General features: G+C 32.2%; 17 protein-coding genes and 1 tRNA gene. 6 read left to right on the forward strand and 12 right to left on the reverse strand.

Going from position 1 to position 23,479, the window contains the following annotated elements:
* Positions 1–23 precede the first annotated feature (23 nt).
* From thrS to QYS47_RS10520, 4 genes are all read right to left on the reverse strand, one after another.
* On the reverse strand, positions 24–1,988 hold the full coding sequence (thrS, locus tag QYS47_RS10505; protein ID WP_308356630.1) for a threonine--tRNA ligase: 1,965 nt from the start codon (positions 1,986–1,988) through the stop codon (positions 24–26).
* Between the two features lie 110 nt (positions 1,989–2,098).
* On the reverse strand, positions 2,099–3,838 hold the full coding sequence (locus QYS47_RS10510) for a hypothetical protein (protein WP_322346004.1): 1,740 nt from the start codon (positions 3,836–3,838) through the stop codon (positions 2,099–2,101).
* A gap of 44 nt (positions 3,839–3,882) precedes the next feature.
* Positions 3,883–4,371: a phosphoribosyltransferase family protein gene (locus QYS47_RS10515; protein WP_302129047.1), complete on the reverse strand. Its 489-nt coding sequence runs from the start codon at positions 4,369–4,371 to the stop codon at positions 3,883–3,885.
* Between the two features lie 22 nt (positions 4,372–4,393).
* On the reverse strand, positions 4,394–4,873 hold the full coding sequence (locus tag QYS47_RS10520; protein WP_308356627.1) for an Lrp/AsnC family transcriptional regulator: 480 nt from the start codon (positions 4,871–4,873) through the stop codon (positions 4,394–4,396).
* A 205-nt stretch (positions 4,874–5,078) separates the two neighbouring features.
* Here QYS47_RS10520 and QYS47_RS10525 point away from each other — a divergent pair, with 205 nt between their 5' ends.
* Together QYS47_RS10525 and QYS47_RS10530 are read left to right on the forward strand one after the other, a co-directional pair.
* On the forward strand, positions 5,079–6,188 hold the full coding sequence (locus QYS47_RS10525) for an AMP-binding protein (RefSeq protein ID WP_302125089.1): 1,110 nt from the start codon (positions 5,079–5,081) through the stop codon (positions 6,186–6,188).
* Positions 6,189–6,197: 9 nt separating this feature from the next.
* Complete coding sequence (locus QYS47_RS10530) at positions 6,198–7,151, forward strand: alpha/beta fold hydrolase (RefSeq protein ID WP_322346007.1); 954 nt, start codon at positions 6,198–6,200, stop codon at positions 7,149–7,151.
* Here the strand turns inward: QYS47_RS10530 and QYS47_RS10535 are convergent.
* The 3 genes from QYS47_RS10535 to QYS47_RS10545 form a co-directional block, all read right to left on the reverse strand.
* Positions 7,148–8,416: an NAD(P)/FAD-dependent oxidoreductase gene (locus QYS47_RS10535; protein ID WP_322346009.1), complete on the reverse strand. Its 1,269-nt coding sequence runs from the start codon at positions 8,414–8,416 to the stop codon at positions 7,148–7,150. The genes QYS47_RS10530 and QYS47_RS10535 overlap by 4 nt on opposite strands.
* 93 nt (positions 8,417–8,509) lie before the next feature.
* Positions 8,510–8,899: a response regulator gene (locus QYS47_RS10540; protein ID WP_302100791.1), complete on the reverse strand. Its 390-nt coding sequence runs from the start codon at positions 8,897–8,899 to the stop codon at positions 8,510–8,512.
* Positions 8,886–12,650, reverse strand: a complete 3,765-nt coding sequence (locus QYS47_RS10545; protein ID WP_322346011.1) for a PAS domain-containing sensor histidine kinase — start codon at positions 12,648–12,650, stop codon at positions 8,886–8,888. Before QYS47_RS10545 ends, QYS47_RS10540 begins: the two co-directional genes overlap by 14 nt.
* 101 nt (positions 12,651–12,751) lie before the next feature.
* Between QYS47_RS10545 and QYS47_RS10550 the strand changes: the two genes are divergently transcribed.
* Positions 12,752–13,558 carry a dienelactone hydrolase family protein gene (locus QYS47_RS10550; protein WP_322346013.1) on the forward strand — a complete coding sequence of 269 codons (807 nt, stop codon included), beginning with the start codon at positions 12,752–12,754 and terminating at the stop codon, positions 13,556–13,558.
* A 59-nt stretch (positions 13,559–13,617) separates the two neighbouring features.
* Here the strand turns inward: QYS47_RS10550 and QYS47_RS10555 are convergent, their stop codons facing one another.
* From QYS47_RS10555 to QYS47_RS10570, 4 genes are all read right to left on the reverse strand, one after another.
* The gene (locus tag QYS47_RS10555) at positions 13,618–16,473 is read right to left on the reverse strand and encodes a M16 family metallopeptidase (protein ID WP_322346015.1); all 2,856 of its coding nucleotides are present in this window, start codon (positions 16,471–16,473) and stop codon (positions 13,618–13,620) included.
* 113 nt (positions 16,474–16,586) lie between these two features.
* Positions 16,587–17,369, reverse strand: coding sequence for a patatin-like phospholipase family protein (locus QYS47_RS10560; protein ID WP_308356620.1), 783 nt, complete (start codon positions 17,367–17,369; stop codon positions 16,587–16,589).
* Between the two features lie 23 nt (positions 17,370–17,392).
* Positions 17,393–18,241, reverse strand: coding sequence for an MBL fold metallo-hydrolase (locus QYS47_RS10565; RefSeq protein WP_322346016.1), 849 nt, complete (start codon positions 18,239–18,241; stop codon positions 17,393–17,395).
* A gap of 100 nt (positions 18,242–18,341) precedes the next feature.
* Positions 18,342–19,286, reverse strand: a complete 945-nt coding sequence (locus tag QYS47_RS10570) for an acetyl-CoA carboxylase carboxyltransferase subunit alpha (RefSeq protein WP_302100803.1) — start codon at positions 19,284–19,286, stop codon at positions 18,342–18,344.
* Positions 19,287–19,579: 293 nt separating this feature from the next.
* On the opposite strand from QYS47_RS10570, the gene QYS47_RS10575 reads away from it, so the two are divergent.
* The 3 genes from QYS47_RS10575 (at position 19,580) to QYS47_RS10585 (ending at position 22,173) form a co-directional block, all read left to right on the forward strand.
* Positions 19,580–19,653, forward strand: a tRNA-Asp gene (locus tag QYS47_RS10575).
* 112 nt (positions 19,654–19,765) lie between these two features.
* The gene (locus QYS47_RS10580) at positions 19,766–21,727 is read left to right on the forward strand and encodes a DUF3352 domain-containing protein (protein WP_322346017.1); all 1,962 of its coding nucleotides are present in this window, start codon (positions 19,766–19,768) and stop codon (positions 21,725–21,727) included.
* Positions 21,728–21,816: 89 nt separating this feature from the next.
* A complete protein-coding gene (locus tag QYS47_RS10585; protein ID WP_302100807.1) occupies positions 21,817–22,173 on the forward strand; it encodes a hypothetical protein in 357 nt (118 codons plus the stop codon).
* A gap of 14 nt (positions 22,174–22,187) precedes the next feature.
* Here QYS47_RS10585 and QYS47_RS10590 read toward each other — a convergent pair whose 3' ends face one another.
* Positions 22,188–23,459, reverse strand: a complete 1,272-nt coding sequence (locus QYS47_RS10590; RefSeq protein WP_322346019.1) for a metal-dependent hydrolase family protein — start codon at positions 23,457–23,459, stop codon at positions 22,188–22,190.
* Positions 23,460–23,479: the final 20 nt, after the last annotated feature.

Consider the following 23,479-nt stretch of genomic DNA (forward strand, 5'->3'; position numbering starts at 1 on the left):
ATCCAATTTCTAACCTTTAATTATTATTTATTTTCTATACTATCTGTAATCTTTTGATTAAAAAAAGATTTAAAATCTTCTAAACTCATAGATCCTTGATCTCCTTCGCCATGTTTCCTAATCGACACTTTCCCTTCATTAGCTTCTTGTTCGCCTACTATTAACATGTATGGAATCTTTTTGACTTCGGCATCTCTAATCTTTCTTCCGATTTTCTCATCTCTATGATCAATAAAACCAGTGATGTCATTCGCCTCTAATTCAGAATATACTTTATTGGCGTACTCAGCATATTTCTCAGAAATAGGGAGTATTGCAACTTGCTCAGGTGATAACCACAGCGGGAAATTACCAGCACAGTGTTCAATCAATACAGCCACAAACCTTTCCATACTGCCAAACGGGGCTCTATGGATCATTACCGGTCTGTGTTTACTATTATCTGCACCAACGTATTCTAATTCGAATCGTTCAGGCAAATTATAATCTACCTGTATAGTTCCTAATTGCCAACTTCTTCCCAAGGCATCTTTCACCATGAAATCAAGCTTAGGGCCATAGAATGCAGCCTCTCCTGTTTCAACTACTGTTTTCAACCCTTTTTCTTCTGCTGCTTCAATAATTGCTTTTTCAGCTTTATCCCAAACTTCATCTCCCCCTATATATTTCTCCTTATTATCAGGGTCCCTTAATGAAACCTGAGTAACGAAATCTTCAAAGCCTAAAGAATTGAATACGAATAGCACTAAATCAATTACTTTAATGAACTCCTCTTTAACCTGATCTGGTCTACAGAATATATGAGCGTCATCTTGAGTAAAACTTCTTACTCTTGTTAACCCATGAAGCTCACCACTTTGCTCATATCTATATACAGTCCCAAACTCAGCCAACCGAACAGGAAGTTCTTTATAACTTCTTGGTTTTGTTTTATAGATTTCACAATGATGCGGACAGTTCATTGGTTTTAATAAATACTCCTCATCGCTTTCATGGTCATCGTCAGATGGAGCAGCTATCGGCTGGAAAGAATCTTTTCCATATTTTTCATAATGACCAGAAGTGATGTATAATTTTTTATTACCAATGTGAGGAGTGATTACAGCTTGGTAACCTGCTTTGATCTGAGCTTTCTTTAAGAAATTTTCTAATCGATCCCTCAACATAGTACCTTTAGGAAGCCACAATGGCAACCCCATCCCTACTTTTTCAGAAAAGGCAAACAATTCCATTTCTTTACCAAGCTTTCTGTGGTCACGCTTTTTAGCTTCTTCTAAAAGTGTTAAATATTCTTTAAGCTCTTTTTGCTTAGGAAATGTGATACCATAGATTCTAGTAAGCTGTTTCCTCTTTTCATCTCCTCTCCAGTATGCACCTGCTATATTTAATAACTTAACTGCTTTGATATAGCCAGTATGAGGTATATGAGGCCCTCTACATAAATCAGTAAAATTCCCCTGTTGATAGAACGTAATTTCGCCATCATTTAAGCCATCAATTAGTTCTAGTTTATACTCATCACCTTTTTCTTGATAGTATTCAACCGCATCTTTCTTAGAAATCTCAGAACGTTTAAATTCATTTTTTTGACGAGCCAACTCAAGCATTTTCTGCTCAATTTTTTCAAGCTCCTCTCCTTCTAAGACTTTATCACCAAAATCCACATCATAATAAAAACCATTTGCTATGGGTGGTCCAATACCAAATTTGATTCCAGGATAAAGTTCTTCCAGTGCCTCCGCTAATAAGTGAGCAGAAGAGTGCCAAAATGTATTTTGTCCCTCAGGGTCATTCCATGTCAATAATTGGACATGTGAATCTTCATTAATCTCACGTGAAGAATCCCAAACCTGACCATTAACTTTAGTTGACAATACATTTCGCGCTAAGCCTTCACTTATGCTTAAAGCAATCTCATGTCCTGTAATTCCTTTATCAAATTCTTTTACTGTGCCATCAGGCAAAGTGATATTTATTTTTTGACTCATTATATATCTTAATTCTTGAAATACCTAAGGCAATACTTACCTAGAAATATAAAATACAAATATGCAATTTTTGATTTAATAAGCGCAAAATGATCGGAGGTAAAATTATATTAATTACCTATTATCTCCCCTTGTGAGTTTAATGTTTGTATAACCTCTCCTTTTTCACTGTAAATAAAAAATATTCCCGCTTCAACTTTAGCGTCTGCTAAAACTAATTCACTCTCATATTCAATGCTCCATAATTCTTCTAAATCTGTAGTATAATAGTGTAATACTTGAACTCGCTGATCATCTTTGCTAGACTCTAAATTTATAAGTATGTTATCATTCAATAATATCATCTTATTTAAAGTAAATGTACTATCATGTAATAATACCAATGAACCGATATTCATATCAAAGGCTGCTGATGCTATGAAAGGATTATCTGCAATTGATCCATTTAATATCAATGTAGAATCTAATTCAATAGTGTTTAATACATATTTATTACTTTCAAAAGTAGCTGCTACCCTATAAGAAGAAAAAATTGAATCTGATTCATAGGAGAAAAATTGAATTTGTTTTGCCATTTCATCACTCCTTTTTGTCGCCAATTCTAATTTTTGCTTTACAATTGTTTTCTCCGTTTCTAAATATGCTTCAAATGAAGGCTCAAATCCTTCAAAGAAAGAATTAAAATCATTAAATATCCTTTCAGATATTAAATCTTCTATCTGCTCAATTAAAGCTAATTGCTTACTTAATTCTACTTGATAAAATTCAACCAAATTAGCCCTTTGATAAATATTAGTTGAGTCAGCTAATACGGGGTATAGATTAGCATTATTGAATAGGTTTGTCTCATTTTTTTGAATTTTATAAGCTAAGATATTGAATATAGTATTTGTTTTGTCTAATTCTTTTAATCCTAAGCTTAAGTTTTCTGGAATTTTTAAATCCCTCAAGTCAGTGGAATCTTGAGCCTCTGTATTATTACTTAAATCTGAATTAAAATCATTAACTGTTTTAAGTAACATTGCTTTAAATGGGATTACTTCTTTCTCAATTCTTTCTTGAAGCTTGCTTAAGTATGCTTCATAATCATAGATTTCTAAGTTGAAATTTTCTTGATCGAATTTTAGTTTATTTAGATCATTCCAATTCTCTATTTTACTTATATTCAAATCAGCTTGATGCTTAGGATGATTCATTGCATTAAGCTTTTCCGAGAAGGAAGTATATTCTACAATTAAATTATTGTAGGAAGTTACTATATCTGTTAATTTATCAATATCTTCTTGCTTAGCCCTTAATAAAAAGGCTAGTTCATCAGGAAATTTATTTTGGAATTTTAAGATCTTTTCTGAAAAATTTTCATAAGAAGATAATGTACTGATTTTAAGCTGGTAGATATCCTCTAACAATCCTAGCTTTTCTCTTATTGCCTCAATCTTATTTTCATAATCTAAATGAATATCAGAAATCTTAATACCAAATTTACCAGTTCTTAAATCCCGTCTATTATAAGCAGCATAATAATTATCATTTTTTCTGACCTCTCTATCGTCTACTAGTTCAATTGATTTTTTGTAAGCCTCAATAGCTTTATTAGCCATTGAATCAAATTGATTATGCGTAGGGAAAATGGGAATGGTATCTAATTTAGAAACTATGATTTCACCCAAATAAAAATAAGCATTGGCCTCGTCATCATTTTCAGATAAGAATGCTAATAATTGTGGTTCCGCTGTTTTATAGTCTTTACTTTGAAGAAGCGGGAATAGATTTTTATATCTAATCCTCTGTGATTCAGCATTAAAACTAATAATATTAATTAAAAACAGAATGACTAGATATCTGCGCATGGTTCGTATTTAGGTTTTAAGTACTTATTGAATACAAAAGTAAATTATTCCAAGTAAACACCAAAACCATCATCTGACCAGTTAAAAGTAATATGTTCTTGAATGGTAGTCGCTATTTCTATACCCGTATAATTGGCAGCAATTGGAAATGATCTGTGTGCCCTATTCACAAGAAATGCAGTTTCGATCTTTTTAAGATCTAGATCTAAAATGGCTCTTTGAGCGTAAAATACAGTCTTTCCTGAATTTAATACATCATCTACCAATAAGACTACTGCTTCTGAAGAGTTATTTATTTCTTCACTTAATGAAACTACTGAAGTTGCAGAAGATTTTTTATCAATATCAAGTTTGATAAAATGAGGATTTAAGTCACTTATTTCTCTTAATTCCTCACTTATTTTTTGAGCTAAAATAGAGCCCCCACCCTTAATTCCAATGATGTAAAGGTGCTCCTCTTTAAAATTATTCTCTAAAATTTGAAAAGCTATCCTTTTGATTTTACTCTGGATAGCTTCTCTATCTAATATCATATTGCTCTTTTGAAGCATAATATTAATTATTTTCAGGTATTGGCATTCTTTTACTGTCTTTAAAAGTAGATAAAATCACCATAGATTGCATACTATCAACTACTTCGATTTCACTTACCTTTTCCAACATTAGTTTTTGATATGAAGGAATATCTTTAGCAATGACTTTTAAAATAAAATCACTTGAACCTGTAACATGGTTACATTCGATAATCTCATCTACATCATCAATAGCTTCAATAAACTTATCAATATTTGATTTATTGTGTCCCTTTAAGGATACCATTACATAGGTACTTACCCCTAAATTAATTTTTTCAGTATCAAGTTTAGCATGATAACTTTTGATAATACCCGCGTTTTCAAGCTTTTTTACACGCTCTAAAGTAGGCGCTGGAGATAAGCCAATATCTTTAGATAACTGCGCATTTGTTATTCTTCCATCAACCTGAAGTATATCTAATATCTTTTTGTCAATTTGATCTAATTTGAACGATAACATTTTATTTTATGGAGTTTAATAATTAATTACAAAATTAGTATTTATTATTGATTTCACCTGAAGAGAACGTCATTTTTACCAAATTTATTTTTGCGAATTCAATTTTTAATTGATGATAATATTGAAGTTTAAACATTCAACTAATTATATTACAATTCAGACTAAATTAAATATTAATTTTAAAAGCTTTTAATTTATTAACTAGATGTCTATTAATCCCTTACAAAATATTACGATTCAGCTTCATGAACAAAAATACAATCTCGATCAATTTTTAAATATTAAAACATTTCAGGAAGATCATATTTTGAGTTCTATCAACTTTATTAATGATTTGTTAAGTGATAAACCAACTATCGTGCAAAAAACATCTGGCTCAACAGGCGCACCAAAAGCAATTAATATTTACAAAAGTCAGATTGAAGCCAGCGCTAAGTCAACCTTAAAAACACTATCAATTCATATTGGAGATAATGCATTATTATGTATTAATCCAGATTTTATAGGTGGTAAAATGATGATTGCACGAGCTTTAATTGGTGGGTTAAACTTATTTATAGCTCCAGTTAAAGGGAATCCTTTAAAGGATTTTAATAAAGATATTAAAATTGACTTCTTTTCTTTTGTCCCTTATCAGCTTGATAAAATTATTGACGAGACAGCTGAAAACATAAAGTTTTTAGATCAATCAAAAGCAATTATACTTGGAGGCGCCCCTGTTTCAGAATCTTTGAGTGAAAAAATCAAGAATAAGTTTAAAAACACGAACGTATATAGCACTTATGGGATGACAGAAACTGTATCTCACGTGGCACTTAAAAAAATTAATTCCTTTGAAAAAGAGGTATTCCAAGCTCTTGAAGGAGTATCGTTTTCAACTGATGAAAAAAGCCGGTTAATTATTCATGCCAAGAATATTAGTGGAATAGACGCGTTAAAAACAAATGATGTGGTGAAGCTCCACTCTACTACTTCATTTGAATGGTTAGGCAGACATGACTTCGTTATAAATTCAGGGGGTATAAAAATCCATCCAGAGCAACTTGAGCAAAAAATCTTAAAGATATTTAGTGATTATAACATTAGCAACAACTTTTTCATTTATGGAAAAGAAGATGAAATGCTTGGTGAAACAGTCAATTTATTGTTAGAAGGAGAAATAGATATAACTAGAATAAGGCTACTTTTAATTGATAATATAGAAAAATACCATCAGCCGAAATCAATACAATCTATTCCTAAATTTATCGAAACCCCTAGTGGGAAATTGAATAGAAATGAAAGTATTAAATTAGCTTTAGATTATAATCTTTAATCAACTGATATGCAGAAAACACTTAAAATAATCACCTATATAATTATAGTAACTATAGCATTAATCATTGTAGTATTAGCTTTTTTCTACAAATCAGATATTCCAACCACTGTAAATGAAGAAAAATATTTTACTGAAGAATCTCGCTATATTACAGTTGATCAAAATAAGCTTCATATTAGAATTACTGGTCAGGGTCCAGCTTTACTTTTAATTCATGGAAGTTTCTCATCCCTTCATACTTGGGAAGTATGGCAAAGGAATTTAGAAAATGATTTTACTACTATTTCTGTTGATTTACCAGGACATGGTTTAACTGGAGCAAATCCTCAAAATCTATATACCACTGATTATTATTCGGATTTACTTTGGAAGCTAGTTGATCAATTAAATTATGAAAGTATTTCTATAGCAGGTAATTCTATGGGAGGACAAGTAGCCTACAAAATGGCTTTGATGAATCCTAATAAGGTGAAGCAATTGATCCTTTTAAACTCATCAGGAGTAAGAAATCAAAAAAGGGTGATTAAAACTAATGATGGCTTTTCAGTTTTTGATTTAATTAATAACCCTATAAGTGCTCAACTTATGAAAAAAGTAACACCAAAATTTTTAGTAAAGATGAGCTTAAAACAAGTCTATTATGATCATTCCAAATTTAATGAATCCAAATTGGAGAGATATTATGATTTACTTTTAAATGAAGGCAATAGAGAAGCAACTATGGTGCGGTTTCAACAAAAATCTGATAGTCGTTTTGAGGAATTATCGAATTTAGAAATTCCTACACTGATTATTTGGGGAGAGCATGATAACTGGATTCCTGTTGAGAATGCTTATAAATTCAATAAAATTATTCCTAACAGCACATTAAAAATATATGAAAATACAGGCCATGTTCCAATGGAAGAAATCCCATTGGAAACCTCACAGCTTGCAAAAGAATTTATATTAAATCATTAGTTACGAAATCCCTGTCCTTTTAAGTCATCATATATAGCTTGTGCAGCAAATCTTCCTGAAGCCATTGCAGCATTAATGGAGCCATTTAAAAGATAATCTCCAGCTAAATATACGCCTTCCTGTACTTTTGATTGAGAAGGTTTCAATTGGTTTTGAAAATCATCTACTTGAGGCAAAGCATGAGGAATATTAAATGTTTTCAAATGCTCAATGGTGGCCTCCTTTAGTTTAGGGAAAAGCTCTATCAATTCATTTAAAACTTTAGTTTTTAGTTGTGCTTCATTTTCATTGTAATCCTTGGTGACAGATACAGAAATCAAATTACTTCCTTCTGGTGCATATTTTGAAGATGTATCACTCATGACCGTAACATTATTTGTCAGGTATTTTTCTTCTGGAACTAATGCTATTAAGGGCTTTCCAATAGGATCAATATCTGAACTAAAATATAGGTTTGTTACTTTCTGATCTTTTGAGAATTGACCTGACAGTTGCGGTAGCAATTTTTCAGGTTTTGTAGCAATGATGATAGCATCCGCTTCTAGTTCTTCACCTGAATCCAAAATAACTTTTCGCAATCCAACTTTTGCAACCTTATGACCTAATTTTATTTCGGTTTGAGAAAGCTGATCCGCTAACATTTCTGGTATCTTTTGCATTCCATCTTCAGGTATAGCAGCAAATCCTTCTCCAAACATTTTGAATACAAACTCTAACATTCTTGAAGAAGTATTGAGCTCATTTTCTAAAAATATGCCTCCAAAAAAAGGTTTGAAAAACTGTTGGATAATCTGCTCACTAAAACCTTTATCTTGAAGAAAGGCTAATGCTGTTGTTTCTTTTTTTTCGAAAATTTGCCCTATGGAGGTGTTTTTTAAATTTCTATTCCATTGGAATATTTTAAGCTTATCTCCTAAGGTACCAACAGGAGAAAAAAGCATACTGAATATTGAATTGGGTTGTCTTAACGGATCTGATATTTTATAACTACCATTTTTAGAATCAATAATTTGAGCGCCTGGATTAAACCTTTTTAAATTTAATTTATCATAATCTAAATAGCGCTTAGCTTCAGGATAAGCAGTTAAAAGTACTTGAAAGCCATGATCTAATAAATAGCCATCCACTTTATCTGTTTTAACTCTCCCTCCTATGCTTTCACTTCCTTCTAATATCGTTGGCTTAAAACCTGCTTTTTCTAATTCAATAGCAGCAGTTAACCCAGATAAACCTGCTCCTATAATTACAATTTTTTCGTTTTGCATAAATTCAATTAGTATTCATTTTTTGCTTTTCGCATTCAATTATTGAAAACAAACTATTGTGTGTTGATATGGTTATCGGATAAAGAAAATTTTCTATTTATAACCATCTATTATTTTCTTCAAAGCTTCAGGCTCAATGGGTTTACTAATAAACCCACTAACAAAGGGATTTCCTTCCGCTTTCTTAAGATCTGCAGGATCAATAGAAGATGAAGTAATGTAGATTTTCATTTTATCATCTTTTCTAATTTTTTCTAATTCATCCATGAATTCCCATCCATCCATCATAGGCATATTGATATCAACTAAAAGAATTTCTGGTAATTCTGAGGGCTGGGTAGCTATTAAATGTTCTATGGCCTCTCTTCCATCGTAATAATGATATATATTTTCGGCAAAATTCTCATCCTTCATAATGAATTTGCTCACCCTTATAAACATATCATCATCATCAACTATGCAGATATTTTTAAATGTTGCCATCTTTTAAATAAACTTTGAATTTTGAACCTACTCCCACCTTACTTTCAACTTCTATTTTTCCTCCCATTGATTCAATTTGATTTTTGGTTAAAAATAATCCTAAACCTCTTGAATGTTTTTGCGCATGAAATGTCTTAAACATTCCGAAGAGCTTGTTACCATACTTATCGAGGTCGATTCCTAAGCCGTTATCTTCTACCGTTATGATAACGATACCGTTAAAATTACGACTTTTAACTTTAACATAAGAATTCGGCTTATTTTTATCTTTATATTTTAAAGCATTTGTTAATAAATTACTAATTATGCTTTCTAAAAATGCGGGGACTGCATATACATTTATATTTTTAGGTACATCATTTATTATTGTCACATTTGATTTTTGGATAAAATTCTGAAAGGTATCCTGAAATGATTTTATAGATTCTGCCAGATTAATCACCTTCATATCATCAGTAGAAGAAACTACTGAAACTACATTATTTAAGTGATGTAAAGTCTCATCTAATTTGGTTGAAGCTATATTAAGCATTCTTAAATATTCATTTTCAGACAATTCAGGGAACTTCTTGTTAATCAAATACATTAAGCCCTGAATATTGGCAGAGTGAGATCTCAAATTATGAGAAACTATATAGGTGAAGTTTTTCAATCTATTATTTTGGTCTTCAGCAATTTTCAAATATCGTTCTATTTCATTTTCACTTTCCTTTCTTTTACTAATATCTGAAATTATACCATCCATTCTGACAGCTTCTTCATTAACGTAAATGAATTTTCCTTTATTAAGTATCCACTTAAGATCTCCTTCCTTTGTTTTGATACGATATTCTGCTTCATAAAAGCCTTTCTCTTTTAACTCTTTCAATCCTTTTTCATATTCAGCTAAATCAGATTTAACTATGTTAGCTTTCCACTTATCTTCAGAAAATCCGTCTAAATAATATTCAGTATTGTAACCGGTTAGCTTCTTGATTGAAGGCGTGATATAATTCATATTTTCATCTGATAAATCAACTGACCAGATAACATCAGAAATATCTTTCAGAATATTTTCCATTCTGAATTGTGTATCAAAAAGCTTCTTCTCGGCATAGATTCTTTCTGTAATATCTGAAACAGAAAAAATTACATCCTGTATTTCTCCATTGTCAATTGTAAAAGGTGCTCCAGAAACGGAGATGTACTTTATTTTACCATTACTCCAAGTTAAACCATGTTGTATATCTTTTACTGGCTTTTTTGTTCTCATCACCCTTACGAAGGGTAATTCCTCTTCAGGGTAAGGTTTTCCATCAAGTGTAATAGAATTCCAATCTGGGTCATTATATGCTTTCTCTAGAATCTTTGTTTTCTCTAATCCCAATATGTTTTCTGCACCAGAATTAGCAAAAGTAATTTCTCCGTACTTATTAATAATAATTAATGAAAGGGCCTTAGCATTGATTACATGGTTCAAAAACTCTCTTTCTTCTTCAAGTTCATTTTCAAGCTTTTTTCTCATACTAATTTCCAAATGCATTCCAGAAACTCTTTTTGGAGACCCATCTTTTTTTCGTTCAACTACTGCACCTCTATTTAATATCCACACATAATGTCCAAACCTGTGTTTTGCCCTTAATTCAACTGAAAATTCACCCTTAGTTGGATCAGGTAAAATAGTTTCAATTATTTTATCTAGCTTTATTAAATCATCTTTATGAACTAATGAATGCCAATTATCAATGGTAGGATCAAAATCAGAAGAGGAATACCCCAGCATTTCAAACCATTTTTCATTTACCGTAAGCTTATTTGTTTCTAGATTCCAATCCCAATAACCAATTTCACTTGCTTCAAGAACAAACTTCAATCTTTCTTCACTTTCGGTCAGCCTTTCTTCTTGGATTTTTCGCTCTGTAATATCAGACTCTATTGCTATAAACTTGATTAATTTTCCATCTTTATCATATACAGGATTAAAGGTGATGGATACCCAATAGGTATCACCACTCTTTGTATAATTTAGAATTTCTTGAGTGAAAGGCTCTCTTTTTTTAATACCTATCCGATTAGCTTTTATATCACTTGGGTTGGTTTTAGGGCCATGTAAAAAACTTCCTGGTTTTTTACCAATAACTTCATTTAAAGTGTATTTCGTTTTTTTCTCAAAAGCAGCATTAACATATTCGATATAGCCATTTTCATCTGTTATTATCACAAGATTAGTAGTTTTCTCAGCTACAAGTGAAAGCTCCTCTAACATTTTTTGTCGTTCAAGTTCTTCTGAAATATCATGAACTATAGCAACAAACTGACTTTTAAAATTTTCGCGTCTTATTAATTGTAAAAAAACTTCAACTGGAATAACTTCACCGCTTTTAATTCTATGAAATGTCCTAAATCTTTTGTTTGCTAATTCACCTGATTTTAGAGGTTTAATTAGATCTTGAAATTTTTCATAGGGATATTCAGGTTTAATATCATAAGGGTGTAACTCATATAATTCTTCTTCCGAATATCCCATCATTTTAACAGCTCCTTGATTTACGTATCTAAATTGTAAATCATCTTCATTAAATATAAAAATGCAATCATCCGTTTGATCTAAGGTAGTTTTAAAGGTGCTTAGAAATTCATGATTTTTAATATTTTCAGTTATATCAGTTTGAATGGCTATATATTTAATAATATCCCCTTTATCATTAAATACAGGGCTCACATCACAGGATACTATATATTCTAAACCTGATTTTGAATAATTAAGAATAGTTTGATTAAAAGGCTTGCCTGCTAATAATTTTTCTCTAAATGCTTGAATATCTTTTAAATCGGTATTTTCTCCTTGCAAAAAATGCCCTGGTTTCTTACCAAGAACCTCTTCTAATTCATATCCCGTTAAACGTTCGAATGATTTATTTACAAATATGATACATCCATTATCATCAGTTATTACAATTGAATTGGTTGAATTTAATGGAACTAAAGATAATATGTCAGCTTCTTGTTCTTGTAGCTTTCTTTCTGTTATATCTAAATGAGAACCAATGAACCATTCCACCTCACCTGACTTCGTTCTAGAAACTACCTTACCTTTTGTAAGCACCCATCGCCACGTTCCGTTTTTATGGCGCATCCGGATTTCAGTAAAATACTCATTTGTAATTCCACTGAAATAATTACGTGCCTTATTTAAGGCATATTCACCATCATCGGGATGGGTAATATTTAAGAATTTTTCTACTGTTACTGGTTCAAGCTCTTTGAGTGAATATCCTATAATGTTAGCCCACTTTTCATTTACGATTAATTCGTTTGTTTGTATATTCCATTGCCAAATAGCTAAATCTAACTTATTTGAAATCTTATCAATGGATTCATTGATTTCATTTTGATATTGCAGAGCAGCAAGAAAATAAGTTTGATTTTTAAAATCTGTACAACAATAAAAATGAATGGAAATTTTCCCCGAAGAATGAAAAAGTGTTAATTCATTAATGTTTTTATCCGAAGGTTTCTCCTTATTTTTTTTTATTACTTCCTTCGTCAGAACATCTAAAAAATGTCCTTTAACTGTTTCAACTTCATCTAAATTATTTTTTAAAGAAGAGACCAGATGAATAGTTTTAGCTAATTTACTATCTATCAATACCTTATCAGAATCTCCTTGCTCCCAAAAGCAATATCCATCAGTTGCCAAATCATTGATTAAATCAAATACAATTGGATTCTGATTGAGACACTCATAAAGCTTATGTTTCAGCTTCTTCATTAAACCATAATTTATATTAAATATATTAAATTATGAGCAGATAGTACATTTTTATTTTTCTTTTTATTGTCTTAAATTAAGAAAGACTAATTGTTAAAATCATGAAAAATTCACTCAAAATCCCTACTCTTATTTTATTGACTTTTATTTTAAGTGTGCATTTAATAGCACAAGACAAAGTAGAAAATAGACTTGAAGTATCACCCCGTCATCACGAATGGGTAGAATTAGCAGCTGGCGATAAAACTTTGAAATCATTTATAGTATATCCACAAGTTTCTGAACCTGTTAAAGCAGTCATTATCATACATGAAAACAGAGGTTTAACGGACTGGGTAAGAAATTTTGCTGACCAATTGGCAGCGGAAGGTTATATTGCCTTCGCTCCAGATATGTTATCAGATTTTAATGAGGAGTTTAGTCAGACTTCTGATTTCCCATCTTCTGACGATGCAAGAAATGCCATATATGAACTAGATCCAAAATGTGTAAGCTCTTATTTAAACGTTGCATTTAAATATTTAAAAAACTTGCCTGCTGCAAATGGAAGAGTTTCAGTTATTGGTTTTTGCTGGGGTGGTTCCCAATCTTTCCGATATGCTACCAACAATCCTGATTTGAAAGAAGCTTTAGTTTTTTATGGGACGGGTCCTAAAGAAAGTATTAAGTATATGAATATTCAAGCCCCGGTTTATGGTTTTTATGGTGAGAATGATCAAAGAGTTAATTCTACTATAGATGCCTCAAAAAAAGCTATGGACAATTATCAACATATTTTTGACTATGAAATTTATGAAGGTGCTGGACATGCGTATATGCGATCTGGTGATGATCCTGATGGACCCGAAGCAAATATTATGGCTAGAAATAAATCTTGGGAAAGAATGTTAATGATTTTAGGTCAATAAATAAAAAAGGCTGATCTATTTAAAGTAGATCAGCCTTTCTAAATTTATATCAAATCGAATTACATCGCTTCAATTACATTATCTACCTGATTACCGTCTTCATCCACTCTTACAACTTCTTTCAAATTCAACTGCTTTACTCCTTCTAATTGAGTTTCCGCATCACCAACAATGATATAATCCATTTCATCAACATTCATGTATTTATCCATAATGGCTATTATATCTTCTACAGTATATGATTTAAGTTTCTCCTGATTTCTTTTAATAAAATCTTTAGGCAGATCATAAGAAGAGATTTCCTGAAGTACACTTAACTTTTGATTTAAAGTCTCATATTCTCTTGCCTCTTGTCTGATTAAAGCTGTTCTAGCTTTTTCTAATTCAGTTTCATCATAATTGGCCTTATAGTTTTCAATAACTTCAGCAAAAGTCGCAACAGATTGAGGTGTTGTATTCGTTTTTACACTCGCAAAAGCTCCAAATGGGGCTTTTTCATTGCTTGACTGTAAGCTTGAATATGCGCCATAAGTATAGCCTTTTTCTTCCCTTAGTACTTGAAATAATTTACCACCTGAATTTCCGCCTAAACCATAATTCGCAACTGTTAATGGATAATAATCAGGATCTTTTCTAGAAACTGCAAGTCTTTGAACTCTAATAACAGATTGCTTAGCATTAGGAAAATTAGCAAAGTATATTTTCCCTTCACCAGGAACTTCTTTCATTTCATAAGTAGGCATTTCTACTTCTTTTGAAGCCCATTTTTCATTCAATCCATTCAATGCATTTTTAACATCTTCTTGAGAAACACTTCCTGCTACTTGGAAACCTGTTACATTTGGTGCGAAATTATCCGCATAAAAGGCTTTAAGGTCATCTATAGTTATACCTTCTACTGACTCAATAGTACCACTTAATGGTTGAGCAAAAATATGATTTTCCCCATATGTAATCTTATTAGCTACGGAAGAAGCTATTGCATTTGGATTAGCATTTCTTTGCTTAATATTATTAATTTGAGCTGTTTTGATACGAGCGAATTCATCAGCATCCCATCTAGGCTCTAATAACATCTCTTCAACAATTGCCATAGTTTCATCAAAATATCTGGCTAGGCAGTTACCATAAACAACTATCTCTTCATTAGAGGTATACATACCAATATTAGCTCCCAATTGTCCAATTGCATCTTCCAACTCTTCAGGAGTTTTATTCTTAGTTCCCTCCTGCATAATATCAGTTATAAGATTTGCAACGCCTGGTTTCTCAGGATCATCTAATAAACCACCACCTTTAATTCTAAAACTAAAGTTTACTAATGGTAATTCATTATTTTGAATACCTAATATCTTTAATCCATTTGCTAATTCAGCCTCATAAATATCTGGAGGAGTGATTAATGGCATTTCTCCTAATTCAGGTTCTTTTGAACGATCAATTTCACTAGGAGTCTTAGTATATTCAGCATCTTGATCTAAATCAGCCATAGTATTTTCTTCCATTGGCTTAACCTCTTCAATTTTAACGGTTGCTTGTTCAGAACCCTCTACGATTAATTCCAATTGTCCTTTAGGAACGAAACTGGTTATAATTGCAGGCTTATCTTTAATATATTTCTCATAAACACGCATTACATCTTCCTTCTCAACTGCTAAAATCTTATTGATGTCCTCAGTGATGTAACCAGGATTACCTGCAAACTCATTATAGTTACTTAACTGGAAAGCTTTTCCTAAAACACTTGAAATTCCGTTGTAGAAATTAGTTTCTTGTTCAGCTTTAATTCTTTGAAGATCTTTTTCCGAAAAGCCATTTGTTTCAAATTCACTTAATGCTTCTTCAATTGCAGCATAAACTGAGTCTAAGTCAATTCCATCTTTAGCTCTAACGCCAATGTTAAATTCACCCGCTAATTCACTTGATCGATTGTAAGCAAAAACCTGTGGAGCATATTCTGTTTCTTCTACTAACTTTTTATATAAAACCGCTCTTTTACCTTGGCTTAATATTTCACCTAAAGCAGTTAAAGCCCAAGAATCAGGATGATATTGTTCCACTGTAGGAAAAACCAATCTTAAGTCAGGCACCTTAGCATAATCATCTTCATGGTAAAGTTTTTTTGATTCGGTAAGTTTAACTGGCATAGCCTCCATTTTATTTTCTTCCCCACGAGATTGAATTTCACCGAAATACTTCTCAATCCACGCTTTTACTTGCTCTTTATCATAATCTCCAGCAATTACTAAAGTAGCGTTATTAGGACCATACCATTCGTTATAAAAATCTTTTACATCTTCTAATGTTGCAGCTTGTAAATCTTCGAGTTCACCTATTACCTCCCAATTGTAAGGGTGATCTTTTGGGTATAAAGCTTTTTTAATCACATAACTACGATGTCCATAAGGCTGATTATCCACTCTTTGGCGTTTTTCATTTTGCACCACTGGCTTTTCATCCTCCAAATCTTTCTTGGTTACAGCATTAATAAAGAAGCCCATTCTGTCCGCTTCCATCCATAAAATTCTTTCTAATGCATCTTTTGGGACTACCTCATAATAAACCGTTCCATCGGTCCAAGTACCTCCATTAAAAGTACCTCCTAAATCATTAATGTTTTTGAAGAAAGCTCCCTCTTCCACATTTTCTGATTTTTGGAAAAGCATGTGCTCAAAGAAATGCGCAAATCCAGTTCTACCAGGCTTTTCACGGCTAGAACCTACATGCATTTGAATTGCTACGGCTGCGATTGGATCAGATTTATCTTCATGTAAAACTACCTCAAGTCCGTTTGGCAGTGTATATTTTTCATACTTAATAGATAAATCTGCCTTCTCCTCAGCTTTTTCACTAGGTTGACAGGCGGCCATGATGCCTATAAAAAGCATTAATGACCATGTTGATAATTTTCTCATAAATTATTGTTTAATTTTTATTCCCGAAGTTAAGAAGAATAAATTTTGCTTGAAAAGCGAATCAATAATATATCAGCGGAAAACTAATGAGTTAAGTGGTAGGAATTTTTAATTTATACCGTCTTAAAATTTTGCTTTAATGGATGATCTTCATCCAATTTTGAGAATGCTACTTTAACACTTTCATAACCTATATCATAAATCTCCTGAGCTTTAGATAATGAAAAAACCTTATAGTCAGACAATTTGTATGGCTCAATAAACAGATCGCATAATTGAGCTTGTTCCTTGGTTTGATAATTAATAGCCATCATTAAACTACGCTCCAACATCTCTTTCATATTATGATTAATATTTGCTGGGCCTACTGGGTTACAGTTTACACCAATGATGAAATCAGCTTTAGTATGTAATAAATTTGCAGGCATATTGTTAGTAATCCCTCCATCAACATAACTATCTTCACCCATCATAATTGGTTTAAAGATAACTGGTATACTAGCTGAAGCTAATAAAGGTTTAATTAATTCACCCGAATCAAAGTTTACGTTTTCACCTTTTGAATAATTAGTAGTTGAAATGATCAGAGGGATTTTTAAACTATTGAATGAATTATCTGGAAAATATTCTAGTAATAAACCTGAAATTTTCTCAAGGCTAACCAAACCGGACCAAGACATAGCAGGTCTAAAGAATTTCAAGAAATTAATGTCTGAAATAATTTCCAAAGTACGTTTTGGTAAGTATCCTGCTGCCAAAAATGCACCTGCAATTGCTCCAGCACTTGTACCAGAAATAATATCGGGTTTAATATTTTGCTCATAAAGGAATTGAGCAATACCTAAATGAGCAAAACCTCTTGCTCCACCACCAGAAAGTGCCAAACCAATTTTCATATTACTAACTCTGTTTTACGAATTTATAACACCTCAGATAATTTGAATGTTTGATCTAAACGAACACCTTTTTCAGTGTTTTTGACTGTACAGCATTCATTTTGAGCATCATGTTCTAAAAATATGATATATTGATTATCAGCTGCTTCTTTCAAAAACTTCTCTTTTTCTGTTAAGGTTAAAAGAGGACGTGTATCATATCCCATTACATAAGGTAAGGGAATATGACCAACGGATGGCAATAAGTCAGCAGCAAATACAATGGTTTTATCTTTATACTTAATTTTAGGAATCATCTGTTTATCCGTATGGCCGTCCGCATACAAAATATCAAATTGTGAGAAGGGAGATGGTTTTCCTTTATCAGCAAAATGTAAATGACCACTTTCATGCATTGGCAGAATATTCTCTTTCAAGAAGCTAGCTTTTTCTCTAGCATTAGGTTCTGTAGCCCATTTCCAATGATCTTGGTTTGACCAATATTTGGCCTTTTTAAATTCAATATCTAATTTAGTATGATCGTCATCTTGCCATTTCACACCACCACCACAATGGTCAAAATGAAGATGCGTTAAAAACATATCGCTAACATCATTCTTTGAAAAACCTGCTTTTTTGAGTGATCCCTCTAGACTTGCTTCACCATGCAAATAAAAATGACTGAAGAACTTTTCACTTTGCTTATCTCCTATCCCATTATCAATCAAAATTAATTGATCACCATCTTCAATCGCCAAACATCGCATAGCCCATGTGCACATATTATTTTCATCAGCGGGAGTTGTGCGAGACCATAAAGATTTAGGAACCACACCAAACATGGCACCACCATCTAACTTAAAAAATCCTGTTTCTATAATATGTAAATTCATAATATGTTCTTTGTTTAAAAATCAAGTTATAAAAAAAATGGCTTTTAAAAATGAGAAAATCTACATTCTTAAAAGCCATTTTATAAATGGTGAATTTTTGTTATTTCACAACCCCCATATCACCGAATTTATTAATTCTTTCTTCTATACGCTTTTCTGCTGATTTCTTGTCTAAAGCCTTGAAATTCTTTAAAATTGTTTTCTTTACCTCTTCTGCAACTGCTTTTAAGTCAGTATGTGCACCACCTAAAGGCTCAGGAATGATAGCATCAATAAGTTTGTGTTTTAACATATCGGGTGCAGTTAACTTTAAAGCCTCTGCGGCTTGTTCTTTATAATCCCAGCTTCTCCACAAAATGGATGAACAGGATTCTGGAGAAATAACAGAATACCAAGTGTTTTCAAGCATCATCACCTTATCCCCTATTGCAATTCCTAAAGCACCTCCTGAAGCACCTTCACCTATAATAATACAGATAACTGGTACTTTAAGCATAAACATCTCTTTCAAGTTACGAGCGATCGCTTCTCCTTGACCTCTTTCTTCAGCTTCTAAACCTGGAAATGCGCCAGGAGTATCAATGAAAGTAACGATAGGTTTATTAAACTTTTCAGCCATTTTCATTAATCTTAAAGCTTTTCGATAGCCTTCAGGATTTGCCATCCCGAAATTTCGCATTTGGCGTTGCTTGGTATTTCTACCTTTTTGTTGACCAATAAACATAAATGTTTGTCCATCAACACTTCCAAAACCACCCACCATAGCTTTATCATCCTTTACCGTTCTATCACCATGGATTTCTACAAAATCTTCAGTGATTTCATAAATATAATCCAATGTGTAGGGCCTGTCTGGATGACGAGACAGCTGTACTCTTTGCCATCGGGTTAGATTTTGAAAAGTCTCTTTCTTTAGGGACACAATTTTATCTTCAAGTTTTTTTATGGCATCAGAAATATCTACATCACTTTCTTGTGCTAAAGACTTCATCCCAGCCAATTTATTTTCTAATTCTACTATAGGTTGTTCGAATTCCAAAAGCATGATTACAATTTGTTTGAAAGGGTAAAATTAATATTTAAATCTGAAGACTCACACAAAAATGAAGAAATGAAAAAAAATTGAAAAATTTTCTCATCAAGTTTTGCATTTAATAAATATGCGCCTACATTTGCATCTCCTTAAACGAAAGGACGCACAGAAAAGCTTTAAATAAATGATTTGAGGCAAAAAATAATTAAAAAAAATCAGCAAATAAATTTTGAATATTAAAAATAAAATTCAGTTATTTGCATCCCGATTTCAAAGAGAGAAACAGGAATAAAACATAAAATATTGGTCTGGTAGTTCAGTTGGTTAGAATGCCTGCCTGTCACGCAGGAGGTCGCGAGTTCGAGTCTCGTCCAGACCGCTTTAAAGCATCCTCAAAAGGGATGCTTTTTTTGTTTCTGCCATAAAATTCATTACCATTTCTCTCTACATCTTCTTCTTTCCATATATTTGAATTCTAAATCTATAACCTTATGAAAAAAGCCATTATTGTGGTTAGCATTCTGCTTTGCATCCTTGCTTCATCTTTAATTTATTTTTTCTATTTAAAGCCAGTAGCTAAAAATAAACCATTAATGGCAGTACCACCTTCTGCCAGTATTATTTTTGAAATTGAAAATCCGTTTGAACAATGGACTAATCTAACTGAAAACAGCATTTGGAATTATTTGAAATCGGATTCCTACTTTAAAGAAATTGGAGAGGATATGGATGAGCTTACGAGCGATATGAAATCCAATGAAAACATATGGGAATTGGTAATGAATCGTCCCATGGTAATGTCCATTCATAAAACTCGCACAGAGGATTATGACTTTCTATATGTAATTGATCTACAGCGCGCAACCTCTTTAAACTTTGCAAAAAACTACATTAAAGACTTTAGCGATGATATTGAAAAGGTATATACTAGAGATTTTCAACAACAAGAAATTATCGAAATACAATTTAAAGACACTCCCACACGCTATTATTTATACCTCTATGAAAACTTATTAAGCATCTCTTCTACTCATGCTTTGATAGAAGAATCAATTGCACAATTAAAACGTCCTATCATTATTCGTGATTTTGATTTTATTGATGTAAGTGAAGCATTGAAATCACATGATCTTAATATGTATATTAACTATAAAGAACTACCAAAATATCTCTCGATTTGGATTGAAAACGATGAACTGAATCATGATCTATTCAAAATGTTAAAATATAGTGGTTTGTCATTAAAAGCGAATGATCAAAAGCTTTCAGCAAGTGGATATGCAAGTATTGAAAAGAATCAAAAGAACTTATTAACTGCATTAATGAAAGCGGGCCAAGGCGAATGTCGAATAGGTACTATTGTTCCTGACAATGCATCCTACTATATTAGCCTCACTTTTGAAGATACAAAAAGCTTCTATAAGGAAATGGAAGCTTTATTAGAAAATGAAGAAGAAGGTGCTTCATACCTAGAGAGTAAACAGAAAATTGAAAACTATCTTAACATCTCAATTGAAGACAATTTTTTGAATTGGATTGAAGAAGAAATAGTCTTAATACAGCTGAACTCTAATAGTGATAAAAATAAAGTAGAACTTGCAATAGCAATACGTCATGAAGATTTTGAAGAAGCACAAAATCAATTAAACTATATTGAAGAACAAATACGAAAGAAAACACCAGTAAAATTTAAAGGAATACAATATAAAAATCACGAGATCCAGTTTCTATCTATAAAAGGCTTCTTTAAACTTCTTTTAGGAAAAGCATTTTCAGCTATAGATAAACCTTATTATACTGTTATGGAAGATTATGTAGTCTTTAGCAATTCTCCCAGAACATTAGGTAAAATAATTACAGCTGTTCAGGAGAAACGAACATTAGACCATACTAAGGAATATGCAGTTTTCATGGAAAACTTTCAATATGAAGCAAATTTATTTATCTATTTAAGTTCAAATGAATTATTAAGTGATGCTATAAGAATTCTCGATGATAAATCATGGAAAGAGTTGAAAATTCATGAAGACTACTTCCGAAGTTTTCCTATGATAGGTTTACAGTTAGGCGCTGAAGGGGATTTATTAAGGCATCAAATTCAAATGAATTACTTAAATCATGAGCAAATTACAAATTGGCATGCTCTAGTTAATGAAAGTATTCAATATACAGAAATCACTGAAGAGAAAGACAAAACTGATGATGAAGATTTAATATCGGTTGAAAATATTTTACCTGAAGACTTTAATAGTAAGAGCTTTATAGAATATTTTGAGAATGGAGAAGTCAAATTTGAAGTATCCTTGAAAGACGGAAAAAAGCAAGGCCGGTATTTTCAATTTGATAGTCTAGGTAATATGATTATTAAAGGCCGTTACAAAAATGATGAAAAGTCAGGCATTTGGCGCTTTTATGATGAAAATGGAGAATTAATACGAAAAGAACGATTCTAATTATCGATATTTTTTCATAATAAGTATTAGTCATCTTTACAATCTCATAAATACTAATTAATTTAGCATTTACTAATATATTTAGCTTTATGAGAAGTTTAGGAAGTTTATTAAGAGCCGGTTATGTACCCCATAAAGGACAAGAATTCTATCAAGCCTACAGTGAAATACCAAGTCTGCGTTTTGTAGATATAGAAAAAAGGAAAAGAAGAGACACTGAATATTTATTTGAGCCAGGGAGTCATGATAATTTAGATCATTACTTTTTATGGCCTTATTTTCCTGGCAATCCTATACAATCTGTTCAATTAATAAAGCCTATTCCCTTTTTTGCCACACGCAAAAAGTACCCTCTAAAAGAAGGGGCTCTGCGCTACAAGGATATTATTTGTTATACTGAAGAAACCATCTATCTATTCCCTACATTTTTCAGGCCCTTTTATTAAAGAATGTGACCACCTTATTCTTTATATATAATACCGTTTTTCATCACAAAATCAACCTGTCGCATATTTTTTATATCCTCTAAAGGATTACCTTCAACAGCAATTATATCAGCTAGGAAGCCTGCTTTTATATGACCTAACTGATTGAGATGAAATATACTTGCATTGCCACTGGTAGCAGATTTTAACACAGATTTTGTATTCATTCCATATTCAACCATCAACTCCATCTCTCTGTAATTCTGTCCATGTGTAAAAACACCTACATCTCCACCAAATGCAATTTTAACTCCTGATTTTAGTGCTAATTGAAATGACTCCTTTTTCTGTTTTATTCTAACGGGCATAGTAGCATCACTCCCATCCCAACCTCTATAACGGGAGATCGCATCCCCAGCAGCAATAGTCGGACATAATGCAACTCCCTTTTCTTTCATTAAGGCAAATACTTCAGCTGTACCACCATCACCATGCTCTATAGTTTCTACCCCTGCTAGTGTTGCATTACGCATTCCTTCTGGAGTAGAAGCATGTGCCACTACATAGGTTCCAGCAGTTTTAGCGGTTTTTACTATAATAGCTAATTCATCCAACATGAAAGTAGTTTGACTTGAAGCTCCTGCTTGCCATCTATAATCTGCATACACTTTTATAAAGTCAGCACCATTTCCAAATTGTCTGCGAACTGCTGCAATGCATTCAGATTCTCCACTAACCATTTCTGCACCAAGCGGCACATCCACACCTTCATGAAATCCTTTTGGGCCATAAGCTCCAGTGGCCACTATAGCAGGACCTGCCACTAATAATCTGGGACCTGAAATTATTCCTTTTTCTATACTTTGTTTAACTGCTACATCGGCATAACCAGCCCCTTCACTTCCTAAATCCCGCATAGTAGTGACTCCAGCCATTAAGGAATTTTGAACATGGACGGCTGCTCGAATAGCTCTTTCCTCATGCGATTCTTTTAAAACCTGATCATTCCAGTCCGTTTCATTGTACGGATGTAATAATATGTGAGAATGACCCTCAATTATACCAGGCATCAATGTTTTGCCTTCTAACATTATTGTTTTTGTCCCTTCTGGAGTTTGTATTTTATTTACTGATCCAACGCCAGTAATTAAGTTATCTTCAACTAAAACCACCCAGCTATCATGAAGATTTTCACCATCAAATACAAATTGCGGTTTTAATAAATATTGAGCTTGAATATTAATACCAATCAGTAAAAATATAGCCAGCGCAAATACTTTGTTTTTAATAATTCTTTTCGAAGTCATCTTTAAAGATAATAAAGAAT

The organism is Marivirga arenosa (genome assembly GCF_030503875.2).
Lineage (GTDB): Bacteria > Bacteroidota > Bacteroidia > Cytophagales > Cyclobacteriaceae > Marivirga > Marivirga arenosa.

What these genes read in the sequence shown, in the direction of transcription:
- thrS (WP_308356630.1), bottom strand. Translation starts at nt 1,988, where the DNA reads ATGAGTCAAAAAATAAATATCACTTTGCCTGATGGCACAGTAAAAGAA.
- QYS47_RS10510 (WP_322346004.1), bottom strand. Translation starts at nt 3,838, where the DNA reads ATGCGCAGATATCTAGTCATTCTGTTTTTAATTAATATTATTAGTTTT.
- QYS47_RS10515 (WP_302129047.1), bottom strand. Translation starts at nt 4,371, where the DNA reads ATGATATTAGATAGAGAAGCTATCCAGAGTAAAATCAAAAGGATAGCT.
- QYS47_RS10520 (WP_308356627.1), bottom strand. Translation starts at nt 4,873, where the DNA reads ATGTTATCGTTCAAATTAGATCAAATTGACAAAAAGATATTAGATATA.
- QYS47_RS10525 (WP_302125089.1), top strand. Translation starts at nt 5,079, where the DNA reads ATGTCTATTAATCCCTTACAAAATATTACGATTCAGCTTCATGAACAA.
- QYS47_RS10530 (WP_322346007.1), top strand. Translation starts at nt 6,198, where the DNA reads ATGCAGAAAACACTTAAAATAATCACCTATATAATTATAGTAACTATA.
- QYS47_RS10535 (WP_322346009.1), bottom strand. Translation starts at nt 8,416, where the DNA reads ATGCAAAACGAAAAAATTGTAATTATAGGAGCAGGTTTATCTGGGTTA.
- QYS47_RS10540 (WP_302100791.1), bottom strand. Translation starts at nt 8,899, where the DNA reads ATGGCAACATTTAAAAATATCTGCATAGTTGATGATGATGATATGTTT.
- QYS47_RS10545 (WP_322346011.1), bottom strand. Translation starts at nt 12,650, where the DNA reads ATGAAGAAGCTGAAACATAAGCTTTATGAGTGTCTCAATCAGAATCCA.
- QYS47_RS10550 (WP_322346013.1), top strand. Translation starts at nt 12,752, where the DNA reads ATGAAAAATTCACTCAAAATCCCTACTCTTATTTTATTGACTTTTATT.
- QYS47_RS10555 (WP_322346015.1), bottom strand. Translation starts at nt 16,473, where the DNA reads ATGAGAAAATTATCAACATGGTCATTAATGCTTTTTATAGGCATCATG.
- QYS47_RS10560 (WP_308356620.1), bottom strand. Translation starts at nt 17,369, where the DNA reads ATGAAAATTGGTTTGGCACTTTCTGGTGGTGGAGCAAGAGGTTTTGCT.
- QYS47_RS10565 (WP_322346016.1), bottom strand. Translation starts at nt 18,241, where the DNA reads ATGAATTTACATATTATAGAAACAGGATTTTTTAAGTTAGATGGTGGT.
- QYS47_RS10570 (WP_302100803.1), bottom strand. Translation starts at nt 19,286, where the DNA reads ATGCTTTTGGAATTCGAACAACCTATAGTAGAATTAGAAAATAAATTG.
- QYS47_RS10580 (WP_322346017.1), top strand. Translation starts at nt 19,766, where the DNA reads ATGAAAAAAGCCATTATTGTGGTTAGCATTCTGCTTTGCATCCTTGCT.
- QYS47_RS10585 (WP_302100807.1), top strand. Translation starts at nt 21,817, where the DNA reads ATGAGAAGTTTAGGAAGTTTATTAAGAGCCGGTTATGTACCCCATAAA.
- QYS47_RS10590 (WP_322346019.1), bottom strand. Translation starts at nt 23,459, where the DNA reads ATGACTTCGAAAAGAATTATTAAAAACAAAGTATTTGCGCTGGCTATA.